The organism is Pseudomonas sp. dw_612 (assembly GCF_018449725.1).
In the GTDB taxonomy this organism is placed as follows: domain Bacteria; phylum Pseudomonadota; class Gammaproteobacteria; order Pseudomonadales; family Pseudomonadaceae; genus Aquipseudomonas.
On record NZ_JAAVVC010000017.1, the window covers coordinates 141,620 to 156,987 of the forward strand.

The window sequence follows — 15,368 nt, forward strand, 5'->3', positions numbered from 1 at the left end:
TGACTGGGCGGACGCCTTCGCGAGCAAGCCCGCTCCCACACTGGATCTGTGGCGCTCACAAATCCCCTGTGGGAGCGGGCTTGCTCGCGAAGGCCGCGCCGCTATTCCGGATCAACCCCCGATTCCAACAGCCGTGCCCCCGGCCCACGCTCCCCGAGCACATCGCCAAAGTTGCGCAACGGACACGCCGCCATCGACAAACACCCACAGCCGATGCAGCCATTGAGCCGGTCCCGCAACAAGGTCAGTTGACGAATCCGCTGATCCAGATCCTGGCTCCACTGCGCTGACATCACCTGCCAATCCGCCGCCGTCGGCGCACGATTATCCGGCAGTGCCTTCAACGCCTCGGCAATCTCCGCCAACGGAATCCCCAGCCGCTGCGCAACCTTGATCAACGCCACCCGGCGCAACACTTCCCGGGGATAACGCCGCTGGTTGCCCTGGTTACGATGGCTTTTGATCAAACCCTTGGTTTCATAGAAGTGCAGGGCGGTGACGGCCACGCCGCTGCGAGCGGCCACCTGGCCGACGGTGAGTTCCTTGTGCAGGTTTTCCGGGGTGACCATCTGAAAAAGCCTCTTGACCTCTAGTTAACTTGAGGTTTTACCCTGCAGGCCTTCGGATCGCAAGATTCGGTTTCAAGGTGAGTGGGGACTATTCATGCAAACGTCAGAGAAAAACCGCAGTTTCACCCAATTGATCGAATTTGAGATCGAGCCTCATCAACAACCCGCACTGGTCTCGGCGCTGTCTGTGCAGACCGAGCGCCTGGCCCAGGATTTCAGTGGTTTCCTGAGCGCGAGCATCCAGGCCAGCGACGATGGCCGGCGGGTGCTCAATTACCTGCAATGGCAGTCCCGCGAGGCCGGGGAAGCCGCGTTCCAGCGCTTTGAAAGCGGCGAGCAGGATTTCTGGCAACTGATCCGCGCCCATCAGGCGAAAACCGTGACCTTCGGTTCATTCCAGGTGCTGCACAGCCTGGAGCGCAGTCACGATGATGCGCTGCACTGCAACCTTGTGCATTCCGGGTAAGAACCTAGATCGACAACTGCATCAAGCGCTCGCCCTGCACATTTTCCGTGGGCCGGCGCTTGTTCACCGCCAGTTCGCCGATCTTGATCAACCGCGTGCGAGTCACGTTGCGGCTCAGGCCCAACAGCGCGGCAGTGTGCACCTGGTTGTAATGGCTGAAGCGATACGCCGCGCGCAACAACGCGTCTTCGACTTTTTCGTGCAGCGCCCCGGCCTGTTCCTCGAAGAGCTTTTGAAAGGCGCGGTCGAGCAAGGCTTCCGGTGAATCGTCGACGCTGCCGTGATGATCGTCCTGACGCTCGATGCGCATGTTCGACAGGCGCAAGTCATCCCGTTCGATCACGCCGTTGCGGCAGATCAGCAGGGTGTGGTGAATCACGTTTTCCAGTTCGCGGATATTGCCTGGCCAACTGTAGCTGCGCAGTTTCAGCTCGGCCTCTTTGCTGATGGTGATGGTGCCGTAGCCGAGGCGCTGGCTGTAGGCTTCGACGAAATGCCGGGTCAACGGCAGGATGTCGCCGGGGCGGTCGCGCAACGGGCTGAGTTCCAGGCTGACCACGTCGAGGCGGTAGTACAAGTCCTCGCGAAAATGCCCGGCGTTGATGGCTTTCTCCAGTTGCACGTTGGTCGCCGCCAGCACCCGCACGTCGATGGGAATGCTTTTACGCGAGCCGAGGCGCACCACTTCACGCTCCTGCAACACCCGCAGCAACTTGACCTGGATCGCCATCGGCAAATCGCCGATTTCATCGAGGAACAGGGTGCCGCCATCCGCCTCTTCGAACCACCCGGCCTTGGCGCTTAACGCCCCGGTGAACGCGCCTTTTTCGTGGCCGAACAGTTCAGCTTCCACCAGGGATTCAGAGAACGCGCCGCAGTTCACCGCCACGAACGGCCGGTTGCGCCGGGCGCTGAGGTTGTGGATATGCCGCGCCACCAACTCCTTGCCGGTGCCGGTTTCACCGATGATCAGCACGCTGGCTTCACTCGGGGCGACCTGTTGCAAATGCGCGAGCAAGGCTTGGGATTTCGGGTCTTCGAACACTTGCGCGGTGGCGCGGATCGATGTGGCCAGGGCGGGCGAGGGCGGTAGGGTCAGCAGTTGCATGGCAGGCTCCATGAAGAGAAGGTCAGGAATAGAAAGTCGGGATCGGCAGGGACTGGTTCAGCGCCCAGTCACCCAGTTCATGGAGTTTGTAATCCACCGGGTCGTGCAGGGTTTGCGTGCGCAGGTTGCGCCAGTGGCGGTCCAGCCGCAGCGAGGCGTGGGTTGACCGTGCGCCGGTCACTTCGAATAAACGGCTACAGAGTTCCAGGCCATTGCGGGTCGCGGCGACCTTGGCCGTGGCTATCGCCGTCGCCAGATGCCCGCGCTCCTCGGCGCTGAGATTCGGGCCTTTGGCCCAGGCCTTGTCGAGCAGGTCGGCGGCGCGTTCCACCAGCAAACGAACGCCTTCGAGGGCTACCCAGAATTCGCCGTAATGGGCGAGTACATATGGGTCTTCGCGCACATCCTGGGTGCAGGATTTATGCCAGGGCCGGGTTTCGGTCAGGGTGTATTGCCGGGCTTCTTCGAAGGCGCCTTCGGCAATGCCGAGGAACATGTGGGTGAAGGTCAGCTGCGCGATCAAGGGCCGCAGGCAGGCGAATGGGGTGCTCAACGGACCCGGATCGAGCAGCAATTCCGACTCTTCGACGCGCACCCGTTCGAACGTGGCGCTGCCGCTGTCGGTCTGGCGCTGGCCCATGTTGTTCCAGTCGTTATGCAGGGTGATGCCGCTGCGACCGCTGGGGATGGCCGCGATCAACAACTTGCCGCCAGCAGTTTCATCCACCGCCGAGGCGATCAGCATTTGCGAATCGCTGGCGCCGGAGCAGAAGCTTTTCTTGCCAGAAAACTCGCGCCAGCCGCCGAGGTTTTTCACCACGGTGCGGGTGTCCAGCGGATTCAGGGCGTTGCCCCAGAACCAGTTCTTGCGCGCGGTTTGCTCGAACCACGGCTGCCATTGCTCGGGTTTGGCGAACAGGCGTACGGTGGCGAGCATCAGGTGATGGAAACCGAAGACATGCGCAATCGAACTGTCGACCTTGGCGAACTCGCGCACGATGGTCAGGGTTTCACTCCAACTGGCGCCGAGGCCGCCGTACTGGGTGGGAATGCTCAGCGCGAGCAGGCCGCTGTGGCGCAGGGCGTCACGTTCGGCCTTGGGCGTACCGCCACGTTCGTCGCGCTCGACGGCGGTCAGGGCAAACTCCGCCGCCAATTGGCGGGCGGTGTGCAAGGGAGAGAGCAGGGCGCTTTGTGGTTTGGCCGTCACGCGGGGGTTCCTCTATGTCAATCGACCCCCTGTAGGAGCTGACGAGTGAAACGAGGCTGCGATCTTTTGATCTTGATCTTTAAAGTCAAAAGATCGCAGCCTCGTTTCACTCGTCAGCTCCTACAGGGAGCCAGATCCGGCGGCTGGGATCAGGCTGTGGCTTTTGCCGGCAACACATCATTGGCAATCATTTCGCCAAACGGCCCGGTGAGGTTGGTCACGCCACGTCCGGCCAGGCTGGCATACGGCTCCGGCAGCAGCGGGAACACCAGTTCGGCAAAGCGATACGCTTCTTCAAGGTGTGGATAACCGGAGAAGATAAAACTCTCGATTCCCAGGTCCGCGTATTCCTTGATCCGCGCCGCCACTTGTTGCGGATCGCCCACCAGTGCGGTCCCGGCACCGCCGCGCACCAGGCCGACACCGGCCCACAAGTTAGGGGCGATTTCCAGGTTGTCGCGACGCCCGTCATGCAACGCCGCCATGCGTCGCTGACCTTCGGAATCAAACCGCGAGAACGACTTCTGCGCCGCCGCGATGGTCTCGTCGCTGATGTGCTCGATCAGTTTGTCCGCAGCTTTCCACGCTTCTTCGGCGGTCTCACGCACGATCACATGCAGACGAATCCCGAACTTGACCGTGCGCCCGTTACGCGCGGCACGCTCACGCACATCGGCAAGCTTTTGCGCCACGGCGGCCGGTGGCTCGCCCCAGGTCAGGTACACGTCGACCTGCTCGGCGGCGAGTTCATGGGCCGCTTCGGAAGAACCACCGAAGTACAGCGGCGGATAGGGTTTCTGCACCGGCGGATACAAAGCCTTGGCGTTTTGCACTTGCAGGTGTTTGCCTTCGAAGTCGACGGATTCGCCTTGCAGCACCCGACGCCAGATCTGCAGGAATTCGTCGGTGACTTCGTAGCGTTCGCTGTGATCGAGGAAAATCCCGTCGCCACGGTTTTCGTCCGGGTCGCCACCGGTCACCACGTTGATCAACAGGCGGCCATTGGACAAACGATCCAGGGTCGCAGCCATGCGCGCCGAGACGGTCGGCGAGATGATCCCCGGACGAATCGCCACCAGATATTTCAGGCGTTCGGTCAACGGCACCAGCGCCGAGGCGATCACCCACGAATCTTCGCAGGAGCGCCCGGTGGGAATCAGCACACCGTGGTAACCGAGGCTGTCAGCGGCCTGGGCCACTTGTTTCAGATAGTTGAGCGTCACCGGGCGGGCGCCCTGGGTGGTGCCCAGGTAATGGCCGTCGCCGTGGGTGGGCAGAAACCAGAAAACATCCATGAAGAGATCCTTAAGCGATTTTCAGCAGATTTTTGGGGTGCACGCCAAACAGTGGCGCGGCGCGTTCTGCAGCAAGACGAATGCGGGCCTTCAAGGGCTCACTGGTTATTTGATAATTCGAGAAATCGGCTTCGGTGGCGTAGACGCCAATCGGCAAGGTCAGGGCCTGGAAGAAACTGAACAGCGGCCGCAACTGATGATCGAGCACCAGCGCATGGCGCTCGCTGCCACCGGTGGCGGCCAGCAACACCGGGGTGTTGATCAGCGCATTGAGGTCGATCAGGTCGAACAGGTGCTTGAGCAGGCCCGGGTAGGAACCGCGATAAACCGGCGCGGCGACGATCAGCAGGTCAGCGCTTTCGATGGCTTGCAGCTCGGCTTCGATCTCGGCACTCAGTTCCTGACGAGCGAGGGCGGCGCCCAGTGGTCGGGCGATGTCGCCCAGTTCGATCAGCTTGCTCTCGATCGGCAATTGCTCACCGAGTTCGGCCAACAGCGCTTGGGTCAGCACCAAGGTGCGGGACGGACGCCAGGTACCGCCGGAGAGGGCAACGACTTTCAATGGACGCGACATGATCAGTTCCTTTTTAAACAGTTGCTCAGGGAGCAGTGAAGAGTCACTGGGCTTGAGCAAGACCTGTACCAATCCTTCGAAGCCCCGTATTCCGGGGCTTTCAGCGCTACCTTCGATGGCGACTGTGCGATTAGCAGGGCCATTTGTTGAATGACTGTTGCCAGGCGAACAGTTGCATGGGCAACAGCGGGCGAAGCGATGCAGTTGTTATAAAGGCTTGTTGTTATTCCGTAAAAGATCATTAAAAGATATTTATAGATCTTTATTGAATATGCAGGTGGCGAACTTTTGATCCTGATACCCACTATCGAGAGCGTTGATTTCTGCCCGGCGCGGGCCGGGCGTAGCCTTCACCCATCGCCAAACACAAGATTGTCAGGACGCTCCCCATGAATCGTTTACTCGCTGTTTCCTTGCTGCTCGCCGCTTCAGTCCTCGCTGGCTGTGCCAGCCATGTTTCGCCGGAATTGCGCCCCTACACCGCCGAAGAAACCAAGGAACTGGCGCTGGAAGCCTTGAACCGCCAGGGCTTGTCCTTTGAGGAATACCACGCGAAAAAAGCCGCATTGCTCGGCCAGCCACAGAAGTCGTTTGGCTTTGATAGCCAAGGCGAGATGAACGCTGAGCGGGCCGTACACCTTCACGGTCGTCCAAGCTGAGTCGCGACTGTACCGCTCGAACTTTTACCCAACTGTCCGTGGGTTTCCCGCAAGGCGTGCGATAGGGTCAATACCTGACTGACCCTGACGGACTGCCACCGATGACGCTCTCGCTCGATCTGCTGCTGGGCTTTGCCCTGTTTGCCCTCGTCACCTCGATCACCCCCGGCCCGAACAACACCATGTTGCTGGCATCGGGCGTGAACTTCGGCTTTAACCGCACCATTCCCCATATGCTCGGCATCACCTGCGGCTTTTTCGTGCTGGTGGTTGCGGTGGGTTTTGGCTTGGGCGCGGTGTTTCAAACCTATCCATTGCTCTACACCGTGTTGCGTTACGTCGGCGCGGCGTATTTGCTGTATTTGGCGTGGAAAATCGCTCACTCGGGGCCGGTGTCCGAGAGTGAGAAGGGCGAGAGCAAACCGATCAGCTACCTCAGCGCTGCGGCGTTTCAGTGGGTCAATCCCAAGGCCTGGATCATGGCCATTGGCGCCATCAGCACCTACACGCCGATGCAGGGGTATTTCACCAATGTGATCGTGATTGCTGCGGTTTTTGCCTTGATCAACCTGCCGAGTGTCGGCGTCTGGGCCGGTTGCGGCACACTGTTGCGCAATGTGTTGAAGGATCGCCGCTGGTTGCGCGTGTTCAACTGGGGCATGGCTTTGCTGCTGGTGGCTTCGCTGTATCCGTTGTTGATTGAAAGCTTTAGCTGACGCATTGCTTCAACCGGTTGGCCGATGCCTGTTAAGCTCGACTTCAGGAGCGTTCCTACGCACTTTTAAATGAAGTTGTTCTTCTTTAACGGCCTCCGATCAGGTATTGCTGACGTGCGGATAATTCGGCGTCGCCCACAAGGCGACGCTTTGAACTATTCAGCTACGAGCCTCCTGATCCCGGAACACGCTCTGCGAGTCTTTTTATGAATAAACGTCCGTTGTATTTCGACTACGCCGCCACCACGCCGGTGGATGAGCGGGTCATCAAGGTTATGGTCGAGTGTCTGGGTTTCAACGGCAATTTCGGTAACCCGGCGTCCAGCTCCCATGCGTTTGGCCAGCAGGCCCGACAATCGGTCGAGCAGGCGCGTCAGCAGGTGGCCGAATTGGTAGGAGCGCAGGCCGAGCAGATTGTCTGGACCTCCGGCGCCACCGAATCGAATAACCTGGCGCTCAAGGGCGTCGCCCAGGCCCGAGGCGTGTCCGGCGGCCACATCATTACCAGCCAGATTGAACACAAGGCGATTCTCGACACCGCGAAACAATTGCAGGACGCCGGCGTGGCGGTGACCTATCTGGTGCCGGACGCTGAAGGCCTGATCACCCCGCAAGCGGTCAGCGCCGCGATGCGCGATGACACCTTTCTGGTGTCGCTGATGCTGGTGAATAACGAATTGGGCACGGTCAACGACATCCCGGCCATCGGTCAGGTGGTGCGTAATCGTGACGCGTTGTTTCACGTCGATGCCGCACAGGGCGCGGGTAAAGTCGCGATCGACCTGGCCGAATGGCCGGTGGATCTGATGTCGTTTTCGGCGCACAAGATCTACGGCCCCAAAGGCATCGGCGCGCTGTATGTCGGCCCGCGAGCGCAACAGCGGTTGCAGGCTCAGATCCACGGCGGCGGTCACGAGGGCGGCTTGCGTTCCGGCACCCTGGCCACGCACCAGATCGTGGCCATGGGCGAAGCGTTTGCGCTGGCGGCGAGCTTGTTTGATGACGAGAAAGCCACCATCGTTCATCTCCGGGAACGCTTGCTCGAACACCTGTTGAGCCTGCCCGGCGTGCGCCTCAACGGCAGCGCGACCCAACGCATTCCCCACACCCTGAGCCTGACCTTCGGCGAAGGCGAATTCAACGCGGCGGCGCTGGGCCATTCGATTGCGTTTTCCGCGACCTCGGCCTGCAATTCCGCCAGCAATGCGCCATCCCATGTGTTACTCGCCCTGGGGCACGACGCCCGCTCGGCCGGTCGCACCATCCGCTTGAGCCTCGGGCGGTTCACCACCGAGCAGGACATTGACCAAGCGATCGAACTGATTAAAGCGGCCAATGCCAGCGCCCCGGCGTTCTGGCAATAAGCCGTTAAAGCGCCGACTCAGATCGGCACTCAACAATAATGATGAAGTGGTTAGCAGGAGACATGATGAGCACGCAGCCTTTGACCCATGGATTGGTACCCCAGCGCCTGGCGCAAACCCGTGAGCTGATGAGCCGGGAGGGCATTCACGCCCTGCTGGTGCCGTCGGCCGACCCGCACCTGTCCGAATACCTGCCGGGTTACTGGCAGGGTCGGCAATGGCTGTCGGGTTTCCACGGTTCGGTGGGCACCCTGATTGTTACGCCGGATTTCGCCGGTGTCTGGGCCGACAGCCGTTACTGGGAACAAGCGAGTAAGGAACTCAAGGGCAGCGGCATCGAACTGGTCAAGCTGCAACCGGGTCAACCTGGTCCGCTGGACTGGCTGGCCGATCAAACCCCTGAAGGCGGCGTCGTTGCCGTCGATGGCGCGGTGATGGCGGTGGCCTCGGCGCGCACGCTCGGCGGCAAACTCGAAGAGCGCGGTGCTCGTTTGCGCACTGACATCGACCTGCTGAGTGAAGTCTGGAGCGACCGCCCAAGCCTGCCGAACGAGCCGATTTATCAACACTTGCCGCCGCAAGCGACGGTCAGTCGTGGCGAGAAACTGGCCACGCTGCGCGAAGTGTTGAAAGAGCGCGGTGCCGACTGGCATTTCATCGCCACCCTCGACGACATCGCCTGGCTGTTCAACCTGCGCGGCGGCGATGTGTCGTTCAACCCGGTGTTTGTGTCCTTCGCCTTGATCAATCAGCAGCAGGCCACTTTGTTTGTGGCCCTGAGCAAAGTCAGCGCCGAACTGCGCGGCATCCTCGAACAGGATGGCGTGACCCTGCGTGATTACAGCGAAGTGGCGGATGCCCTGCGCGCCGTGCCGAGCGGTGCGAGCCTGCAGGTTGATCCGGCCCGTGTCACCGCCGGTTTGCTGGATAACCTGGACGGCGGCGTAAAACTGCTGGAAGGGCTGAACCCGACCACGTTGGCCAAATCCCGGAAAAGCCTGGACGACGCTGAACACATTCGCCGGGCCATGGAGCAGGACGGCGCGGCGCTGTGCGAATTCTTCGCCTGGCTGGAATCGGCCTGGGGCCGTGAGCGCATCACCGAACTGACCATTGACGAACACCTGACCGCGGCCCGCACCCGGCGCCCGGATTATGTGTCGCTGAGTTTCAACACCATTGCCGCGTTCAACGCCAATGGCGCGATGCCGCACTACCACGCCACCGAAGAAGAACACGCGGTGATCGAAGGCGATGGCCTGTTGCTGATCGACTCCGGCGGCCAATACCTGGGCGGCACCACCGATATCACGCGGATGGTGCCGGTCGGCACGCCAACCGATGAGCAGAAGCGCGACTGCACGCGGGTGCTCAAGGGGGTGATTGCATTGTCCCGTGCGCAATTCCCTCGGGGCATTTTGTCGCCGTTGCTGGATGCCATCGCCCGCGCGCCGATATGGGCCGAGAGCGTTGATTACGGCCACGGCACCGGTCATGGCGTCGGTTATTTCCTGAACGTTCACGAAGGCCCGCAAGTGATTGCCTATCAAGCCGCCGCGGCACCGCAAACCGCGATGCAGCCGGGGATGATCACGTCCATCGAGCCAGGGACGTATCGTCCGGGTCGCTGGGGTGTGCGGATCGAAAACCTGGTGTTGAACCGTGAAGCAGGCAAGAGCGAGTTCGGCGAATTCCTGAAATTCGAAACCCTGACCCTGTGCCCGATCGACACCCGCTGCCTGGAACCGTCGTTGCTGACTGAAGACGAGAAACAGTGGTTCAACGGCTATCACGCTGAAGTGCGCGAGCGCTTGAGTTCGTTGCTCGACGGTGCCGCCCTGGAGTGGTTGAACACCCGGACGGCGGCTATCTGATCGGTTTGAGTTCAGGCGCTGTTGCCAGCGCCTGGCTCATGTAGTCGACAAACGCGTTGACCCTGGCGGATTGGCGACGATTGGCCGGGGATACGGCATGAATCGGCAGTGGCTGCGCGGTGTAGTCCTGCAGAACTGCGATGACGCGTCCGGCCTTCAGATCCTCGCTGAACAACCACACCGGTGACAGCGCAATCCCCAATCCTCCCAGCACCATTTCGCGGATAGCCTCGGAATTGTTGCTCTGTGCATTGCCCCTGATCCGCACCTCGTGGCGCTGGTTCTGCCTCTCGTAAACCCACAGGTTTTGACTGTTCAGCAAGTTGAATTGCAGGCAATTGTGTTGGCTTAAGTCTTGTGGTGTTTGTGGCGTTTGGTAGTGCTTGAGGTAGTCAGGTGCTGCGACGGTTACCCGATGTGTGGTGCCAATGTGGCGAGCGATCAGACCGCTGTCGCCCAATTCGCCGATCCTGAAACTGACGTCCAGTCCTTCGCTGACCAGGTCCTGGTTCTGATCGCTCAATTGCAGGTCGATTTGCACCTGTGGGTATTGATTGAGGAAGCCTGGTAGCCGCGTGGCAATTTGCAGGCGCCCGAAACTCACGGATGAGCCGATCCTCAGATTCCCGGCGACAGTTTCGCGACCGGATTGAAAGCTGTGTTCCGCGGCGTCGACGGCAGCGAGGATCTGTCGACATTCGCTGTAATACCGCTGACCTTCATCCGTCAGAGACAGTTGCCGGGTACTGCGGGAAATCAATTTTCCACCCAGCTCGGTTTCCAGCGCGCGCAGCACTTTGCTGATGGTGGGCTGGCTGGTGTGCAATTCCCGGGCAACGGCGGAAAAACTGCCGCGTTCGACCACCCGCACGAAAATCGCCATTGCGTTGAGTTTGTCCACGGAATCTCTCATTGATGCCAAATGGGCATGGTCACTATAGCTATATAGCGTCTTATCGGCATGAGTGGCTTGCAGGAAGATGGGTGACTCACTTCTTACAGGAACTTGCGAAATGACTGACTCATTGGAAATGCGCGCTCTGATGGTTGACTCGGCCAATGGGCCGTTACGCTTGGCTTCGCTTCAACGGCCTGTGCCCGGAGTGGGGCAGGTATTGGTCAGGATCAAGGCCAGCGGGGTAAACCCGTTGGACGGGAAAATTCGTTCGGGTCAGGCCGCGCATGCTCGCCAGCCGTTGCCGGCGGTATTGGGCATGGACCTGGCAGGAACCGTGGCGGCGTTGGGGGAGGGGGTAAGTGGATGGCTGCTGGATGATGAGGTCTACGCCATGGCGACCGGGATCGGTGGGGCTCAAGGGTCCCTGGCGGAGTTCGCCGTGGTCGATGCTCGGCTCTTGGCGCATAAACCGGCGAATCTGAGTATGCGTGAGGCGGCGGGGTTGCCGTTGGTGTTGATTACCGCGTGGGAAGGCTTGGTGGATCGTGCGCGGGTGCAGGCCGGCCAGAAGGTGCTGATTCATGGCGGAGCGGGTGGGGTCGGGCATGCGGCCGTGCAAATCGCGCGGGCTTTCGGGGCTGAAGTGTTTGCCACCGGATCGGCGGGGCAGCAGGCAATCATCGAAGGCTTCGGGGCGACCTTCATCGATTACCGCGCATCTTCGGTTGAAGCGTATGTGGCTGAACACACCGCAGGGGAGGGGTTCGATATCGTCTATGACACCGTGGGCGGTGAAACGCTGGATGCATCGTTCAAGGCTGCGCGGGTTTATCACGGTCATGTGGTGAGCTGCCTCGGTTGGGGGCAGCACAGCCTTGCGCCACTGTCGTTTCGTGGGGCGACCTATTCCGGGGTGTTTACATTGTTGCCGCTGCTGACAGGCAAGGGCGGCGAGCGCCACGGACAGATACTTCGGGAAGCGGCGCAGTTGATCGAGGCCGGGCAACTGAAACCGTTACTCGATCCTCGGCAGTTCACGTTGCAAACTGCCGAGGTTGCCTATGACGTGCTCGCAAGCGGAGTAGCCCAAGGGCGATTGGTGGTCGAGATTTAACTCAAGGCTTCGACGACGAAGTCCAGCCGGTCCTGGCCGAAGAACAGCTGATTACCGATGAACATGCTGGGTGCTCCGAACACACCGCGTTGCACGGCTTTCTCGGTGTTGTCCCTGAGGACGGCTTTGACTTCCTCATCGGCAGTCAAGGCCAGCACTTCGTTCGGGTCGAAACCGTTCTGCGTCAATACGGCGGCGACGGTAGTCGGCTCATCGAGGCTGCGGCCTTCAACCCAGAGCGCATTGAACAGACAATCTATAAATGTCTGGAAACGCTCCGGGTGGCGCAACTGTATGCCGGTGACGGCGCGCATCAGCATCAGGGTATTGATCGGAAAATGCGGATTGAACTTCAGTGGCACGCCATAGCGTTTGGCATAGCGGTCCAGGTCCTCAAACATATAACGGCCCTTGGCCGGGATGGTCGCTGGTGAAGCGTTGCCGGTGGCTTTGAAGACGCCGCCCAGCAGGATCGGGATGTAGATTAGTTGGCTGTCGGTCTGTGCGCAGATCTTCGGCAGTTGGGTGTAGGCCAGGTAAGTGGCGGGGCTGCCTAGATCAAAGAAAAACTCTACGGTTTTGCTCATGGTCGATGCGCTCTGCTTGATTGTTGTTGTGGGGAGGCTTACCAGCGTTCGTTCCAAGGGCGCAGATCGAGCTCGAAAGTCCAGGCGTCTCGCGGCTGACTGTGCAGGTACCAGTAATTTTCGGCAATGTGCTCGGGGTTGAGGATGCCGTCCTGGTCCTTGGTGGCGTACTTTTCCGGGAAGCTGTCGCGGATGAAGTCGGTGTCGATGGCGCCGTCGACCACGATGTGGGCGACATGAATGTTCATGGGGCCCAATTCTCGGGCCATGCTTTGGGCCAGAGCGCGAATGCCGTGTTTGGCGCCGGCGAACGCCGCAAACCCCGCCGCGCCGCGCATGCCGGCGGTGGCGCCGGTAAACAGAATCGTGCCCCGTTGGCGTGTCGCCATGCGCTTGGCCACTTCGCGAGCGTTGAGGAAGCCTGAAAAACAGGCCATTTCCCAGATCTTGAAATATTTGCGGGCGGTTTCTTCGAGAATGCTGCACGGCACGTTGGCGCCGATATTGAAGACGAACGCTTCGATGGGACCTATTTGGGTTTCGATCTGTTCGACCAGTGCAATCACATCGTCTTCCTTGCGCGCGTCACAGGCAAAGCCATGAGCTTCGCCGCCGCTGGCCTTGATGGCATCCACCAGTGGCTGGAGTTTGTCTGCGCTGCGGCGGGTCACACAGGCAATGAAGCCTTCCTGCGCAAAACGTTTGGCGATGGCACCCCCGGTAGCATCCCCGGCACCGACAACCAGTACGACCTTCTTGTTATTCATGGGTAGATCCCTTTGGTAAACGATCGTTAACTGAACGAACGTTATGCTACGATCCGGCCAACGTCAAGGCGATCAATCCTGAGGACAAGGCAATGCGTTACTCGCCCAATCACAAGCTGGAAACCAAAGAAAAGCTGTTGGAAAGCAGTGCGGTGTCAGCCAAGAAGTCCGGTTTTGCAACGGTCGGCGTCGACGGTTTGATGAAGGCGATCGGTTTGAGCGGAGGGGCGTTCTACAGTCACTTTTCGTCGAAGGACGAGCTGTTCGCTGCGATCGTCGAGCGAGAGCTGTGCCAGAGCTTGGCGCGGTTGGGTGGGCATGGTGAGCAGGATCGCGCCAGGCTTGAGCGTTGTCTCAAACATTATCTGAGCATGGCCCATGTCGAGCAGCCTGAGTCCGGGTGTGCGTTGCCTGCATTGGGCGCCGAGATTGCCCGCTCGGACCTCCTGGTGCGCCAGCAGGCAGAGATCTGGATTTGCCGGCTTCAGGAGAGTTGGGCGCGGATTCTGGACAGCGACAGTCTGGCGTGGGCGATTCTGTCGCAATGCATCGGTGCGCTGGTGGTGGCGCGAATGTTGGCCACGGCGGATATTCAGCGAACCGTGCTGCAATCCAGTCAGGACGAGATTGGCCGCCAGATTGCCGGGCGGCCTCAAGCTATTTGCAAATGACGATCATGCTGCGACTGGTGTAGCCAGCCGGGTTGAGGCCGAACGGATAGTCGCCTGGCTCTTCCACGGCGTCCCCCGACTTTGCGATGACCTTGTAGCCCTTGGGCGCACACGAATTGGCAGCGCTGGTGTAGCACTTGTCCCAAGAGGACGAGAGCCCTGAACAGTTGATATGCAGCCCTTTCTTGCCGTGTTTGACCTGGGTTTTCGAGGTCGCCGCGCAGCCCGCAACTGCCAGTACGGCGATCAGTATCAAAATTCGTTTCATTACTGTCCTTATGGCGGCCCGGGTCTTGTGCCCGGGTCTGGCCGCGTTCGCTTTGCTTGACGGGCTCCGATATCCCTATCTGAAAAAGTCCATGTATGGCACTGGGTTGCGGCGTAAACATGGCCTAATTGAGCGGCAAATACCAGACCTTCGTCAAATCCGGTATCAATCTGCCGCGACCGCAGGCTTGGCAGCACTCCCCATGGTCATGGTTGCGCCAACGGAAGCCATGATGATGCACAGGATGGCCATCCACTGTGACAAAGAAAGGTATTCATGGAGGAATAGCAGCCCCGAGAGTGCGCCGAATGCTGGTTCGATGCTCATCAAGGTGCCGAAGGTGCGGGCTGGTATCCGGGTCAGGGCGACCATCTCCAGGGTGTAGGGCAGGGCGGTGGAAAGAATCGCCACACCGATGGCGACGGGAATCAGCGATGGGGTCAATAAAGCGGCACCGGCATGGACGATGCCGATGGGCGCAACGAAGAGTGCAGCGATCATGACGCCCAGTGCGGCGGTCGTTACGCCATTATCGGCGCCGGCCTTCTGACCAAACAGAATGTACAGCGCCCAGCAGGCACCGGCTCCGAGCGCATAGCCCGCCCCCAGCAGATCGATTCCGGCAGTTGTCGCTCCCGTAGGTATCAATAGCAGCAAGCCGACAGCGGCGAGAGCGATCCATAAAAAGTCGATGGCGCGACGTGAAGCGTAGATCGCGACTGCCAGTGGCCCGGTGAACTCCAGGGCTACGGCAATGCCGAGCGGAACGGTACGCAAGGACATATAGAAGAGGAAGTTCATGCCGCCCAGCGCCATCCCGTAGATGATGACGGTGCGCAAGGATTTGGCGGTGAGCTTCGCGCGCCACGGGCGCAATAGCAGCAGCATGATCACGCTGGCAAAGATCAATCGCAGGGTGGTGGTCCCTTGGGCTCCTACAATCGGGAACATGCTCTTGGCCAGGGAAGCACCGGACTGGATCGATGCCATGGCTATTATTAAAAGGCCAACCGAGAAGAGGGTCGAGGCTAGGCTGCGGGGCTGGTCATTCATTGCAAGGCATCGTCCAAGGCAGGAAGCGAAAGTATTGTTTTATGTGTTGGGCAATATACTGCGCATTCGTTTCGGTGGCGTCTATATATAAGCCGGGATTTTAAGCATCCTGATAGAAATGCTAAATCAGTGCTTGACGGCAGATTCTGGAAGTCTATAATTCGCCCCACTTCCC

The 15,368-nt window shown here is 59.9% G+C and carries 17 protein-coding genes; 7 read left to right on the forward strand and 10 right to left on the reverse strand.

Features of this window, described 5'->3' with window-relative positions:
* Positions 1-101: 101 nt before the first annotated feature.
* Entirely contained in the window at positions 102-569 is a 468-nt protein-coding gene (soxR, locus tag HB680_RS23375; RefSeq protein WP_213940832.1) for a redox-sensitive transcriptional activator SoxR, read from the reverse strand.
* A 94-nt stretch (positions 570-663) separates the two neighbouring features.
* Between soxR and HB680_RS23380 the strand changes: the two genes are divergently transcribed.
* The gene (locus HB680_RS23380) at positions 664-1,035 is read left to right on the forward strand and encodes an antibiotic biosynthesis monooxygenase (RefSeq protein ID WP_213940833.1); all 372 of its coding nucleotides are present in this window, start codon (positions 664-666) and stop codon (positions 1,033-1,035) included.
* 4 nt (positions 1,036-1,039) lie between these two features.
* On the opposite strand, the gene HB680_RS23385 is transcribed toward HB680_RS23380, so the two are convergent.
* The 4 genes from HB680_RS23385 to msuE form a co-directional block, all read right to left on the reverse strand.
* Positions 1,040-2,143, reverse strand: a complete 1,104-nt coding sequence (locus tag HB680_RS23385) for a sigma-54 dependent transcriptional regulator (RefSeq protein WP_213940834.1) — start codon at positions 2,141-2,143, stop codon at positions 1,040-1,042.
* Between the two features lie 22 nt (positions 2,144-2,165).
* Positions 2,166-3,353, reverse strand: a complete 1,188-nt coding sequence (locus HB680_RS23390; RefSeq protein WP_213940835.1) for an acyl-CoA dehydrogenase family protein — start codon at positions 3,351-3,353, stop codon at positions 2,166-2,168.
* A gap of 149 nt (positions 3,354-3,502) precedes the next feature.
* Positions 3,503-4,648 (reverse strand): FMNH2-dependent alkanesulfonate monooxygenase, encoded by a 1,146-nt coding sequence (gene ssuD, locus HB680_RS23395; protein WP_213940836.1) that lies wholly within the window; start codon positions 4,646-4,648, stop codon positions 3,503-3,505.
* A 10-nt stretch (positions 4,649-4,658) separates the two neighbouring features.
* Complete coding sequence (gene msuE, locus HB680_RS23400) at positions 4,659-5,222, reverse strand: FMN reductase (protein ID WP_123510419.1); 564 nt, start codon at positions 5,220-5,222, stop codon at positions 4,659-4,661.
* 389 nt (positions 5,223-5,611) lie between these two features.
* Between msuE and HB680_RS23405 the strand changes: the two genes are divergently transcribed.
* The 4 genes from HB680_RS23405 (at position 5,612) to HB680_RS23420 (ending at position 9,835) form a co-directional block, all read left to right on the forward strand.
* A complete protein-coding gene (locus HB680_RS23405; RefSeq protein ID WP_213940837.1) occupies positions 5,612-5,881 on the forward strand; it encodes a hypothetical protein in 270 nt (89 codons plus the stop codon).
* A 101-nt stretch (positions 5,882-5,982) separates the two neighbouring features.
* Positions 5,983-6,597: a LysE family translocator gene (locus HB680_RS23410; protein WP_213940838.1), complete on the forward strand. Its 615-nt coding sequence runs from the start codon at positions 5,983-5,985 to the stop codon at positions 6,595-6,597.
* A gap of 206 nt (positions 6,598-6,803) precedes the next feature.
* Entirely contained in the window at positions 6,804-7,961 is a 1,158-nt protein-coding gene (locus tag HB680_RS23415) for an aminotransferase class V-fold PLP-dependent enzyme (RefSeq protein ID WP_213940839.1), read from the forward strand.
* Positions 7,962-8,026: 65 nt separating this feature from the next.
* Positions 8,027-9,835: an aminopeptidase P family protein gene (locus HB680_RS23420; RefSeq protein ID WP_213940840.1), complete on the forward strand. Its 1,809-nt coding sequence runs from the start codon at positions 8,027-8,029 to the stop codon at positions 9,833-9,835.
* Here HB680_RS23420 and HB680_RS23425 read toward each other — a convergent pair.
* Complete coding sequence (locus HB680_RS23425) at positions 9,828-10,748, reverse strand: LysR family transcriptional regulator (RefSeq protein ID WP_213940841.1); 921 nt, start codon at positions 10,746-10,748, stop codon at positions 9,828-9,830. The two genes, HB680_RS23420 and HB680_RS23425, sit on opposite strands and share 8 nt — an antisense overlap.
* 100 nt (positions 10,749-10,848) lie before the next feature.
* On the opposite strand from HB680_RS23425, the gene HB680_RS23430 reads away from it, so the two are divergent.
* Positions 10,849-11,847: a zinc-dependent alcohol dehydrogenase family protein gene (locus tag HB680_RS23430; RefSeq protein ID WP_213940842.1), complete on the forward strand. Its 999-nt coding sequence runs from the start codon at positions 10,849-10,851 to the stop codon at positions 11,845-11,847.
* Here the strand turns inward: HB680_RS23430 and HB680_RS23435 are convergent.
* Complete coding sequence (locus HB680_RS23435; RefSeq protein WP_213940843.1) at positions 11,844-12,434, reverse strand: 2-hydroxychromene-2-carboxylate isomerase; 591 nt, start codon at positions 12,432-12,434, stop codon at positions 11,844-11,846. The two genes, HB680_RS23430 and HB680_RS23435, sit on opposite strands and share 4 nt — an antisense overlap.
* A gap of 38 nt (positions 12,435-12,472) precedes the next feature.
* Positions 12,473-13,201, reverse strand: coding sequence for an SDR family oxidoreductase (locus HB680_RS23440; protein WP_213940844.1), 729 nt, complete (start codon positions 13,199-13,201; stop codon positions 12,473-12,475).
* Positions 13,202-13,293: 92 nt separating this feature from the next.
* Between HB680_RS23440 and HB680_RS23445 the strand changes: the two genes are divergently transcribed.
* A complete protein-coding gene (locus tag HB680_RS23445; RefSeq protein WP_213940845.1) occupies positions 13,294-13,872 on the forward strand; it encodes a TetR/AcrR family transcriptional regulator in 579 nt (192 codons plus the stop codon).
* Here HB680_RS23445 and HB680_RS23450 read toward each other — a convergent pair.
* Positions 13,859-14,140, reverse strand: coding sequence for a hypothetical protein (locus HB680_RS23450; RefSeq protein WP_041069802.1), 282 nt, complete (start codon positions 14,138-14,140; stop codon positions 13,859-13,861). The genes HB680_RS23445 and HB680_RS23450 overlap by 14 nt on opposite strands.
* Before the next feature lie 165 nt (positions 14,141-14,305).
* A complete protein-coding gene (rhtA, locus tag HB680_RS23455; protein ID WP_213940846.1) occupies positions 14,306-15,193 on the reverse strand; it encodes a threonine/homoserine exporter RhtA in 888 nt (295 codons plus the stop codon).
* Between the last annotated feature and the right edge of the window lie 175 nt (positions 15,194-15,368).

What these genes read in the sequence shown, in the direction of transcription:
- HB680_RS23405 (WP_213940837.1), top strand. Translation starts at nt 5,612, where the DNA reads ATGAATCGTTTACTCGCTGTTTCCTTGCTGCTCGCCGCTTCAGTCCTC.
- HB680_RS23435 (WP_213940843.1), bottom strand. Translation starts at nt 12,434, where the DNA reads ATGAGCAAAACCGTAGAGTTTTTCTTTGATCTAGGCAGCCCCGCCACT.
- HB680_RS23420 (WP_213940840.1), top strand. Translation starts at nt 8,027, where the DNA reads ATGAGCACGCAGCCTTTGACCCATGGATTGGTACCCCAGCGCCTGGCG.
- HB680_RS23380 (WP_213940833.1), top strand. Translation starts at nt 664, where the DNA reads ATGCAAACGTCAGAGAAAAACCGCAGTTTCACCCAATTGATCGAATTT.
- HB680_RS23430 (WP_213940842.1), top strand. Translation starts at nt 10,849, where the DNA reads ATGACTGACTCATTGGAAATGCGCGCTCTGATGGTTGACTCGGCCAAT.
- HB680_RS23445 (WP_213940845.1), top strand. Translation starts at nt 13,294, where the DNA reads ATGCGTTACTCGCCCAATCACAAGCTGGAAACCAAAGAAAAGCTGTTG.
- HB680_RS23440 (WP_213940844.1), bottom strand. Translation starts at nt 13,201, where the DNA reads ATGAATAACAAGAAGGTCGTACTGGTTGTCGGTGCCGGGGATGCTACC.
- HB680_RS23385 (WP_213940834.1), bottom strand. Translation starts at nt 2,143, where the DNA reads ATGCAACTGCTGACCCTACCGCCCTCGCCCGCCCTGGCCACATCGATC.
- HB680_RS23425 (WP_213940841.1), bottom strand. Translation starts at nt 10,748, where the DNA reads ATGAGAGATTCCGTGGACAAACTCAACGCAATGGCGATTTTCGTGCGG.
- ssuD (WP_213940836.1), bottom strand. Translation starts at nt 4,648, where the DNA reads ATGGATGTTTTCTGGTTTCTGCCCACCCACGGCGACGGCCATTACCTG.
- HB680_RS23415 (WP_213940839.1), top strand. Translation starts at nt 6,804, where the DNA reads ATGAATAAACGTCCGTTGTATTTCGACTACGCCGCCACCACGCCGGTG.
- HB680_RS23410 (WP_213940838.1), top strand. Translation starts at nt 5,983, where the DNA reads ATGACGCTCTCGCTCGATCTGCTGCTGGGCTTTGCCCTGTTTGCCCTC.
- msuE (WP_123510419.1), bottom strand. Translation starts at nt 5,222, where the DNA reads ATGTCGCGTCCATTGAAAGTCGTTGCCCTCTCCGGCGGTACCTGGCGT.
- HB680_RS23450 (WP_041069802.1), bottom strand. Translation starts at nt 14,140, where the DNA reads ATGAAACGAATTTTGATACTGATCGCCGTACTGGCAGTTGCGGGCTGC.
- rhtA (WP_213940846.1), bottom strand. Translation starts at nt 15,193, where the DNA reads ATGAATGACCAGCCCCGCAGCCTAGCCTCGACCCTCTTCTCGGTTGGC.
- soxR (WP_213940832.1), bottom strand. Translation starts at nt 569, where the DNA reads ATGGTCACCCCGGAAAACCTGCACAAGGAACTCACCGTCGGCCAGGTG.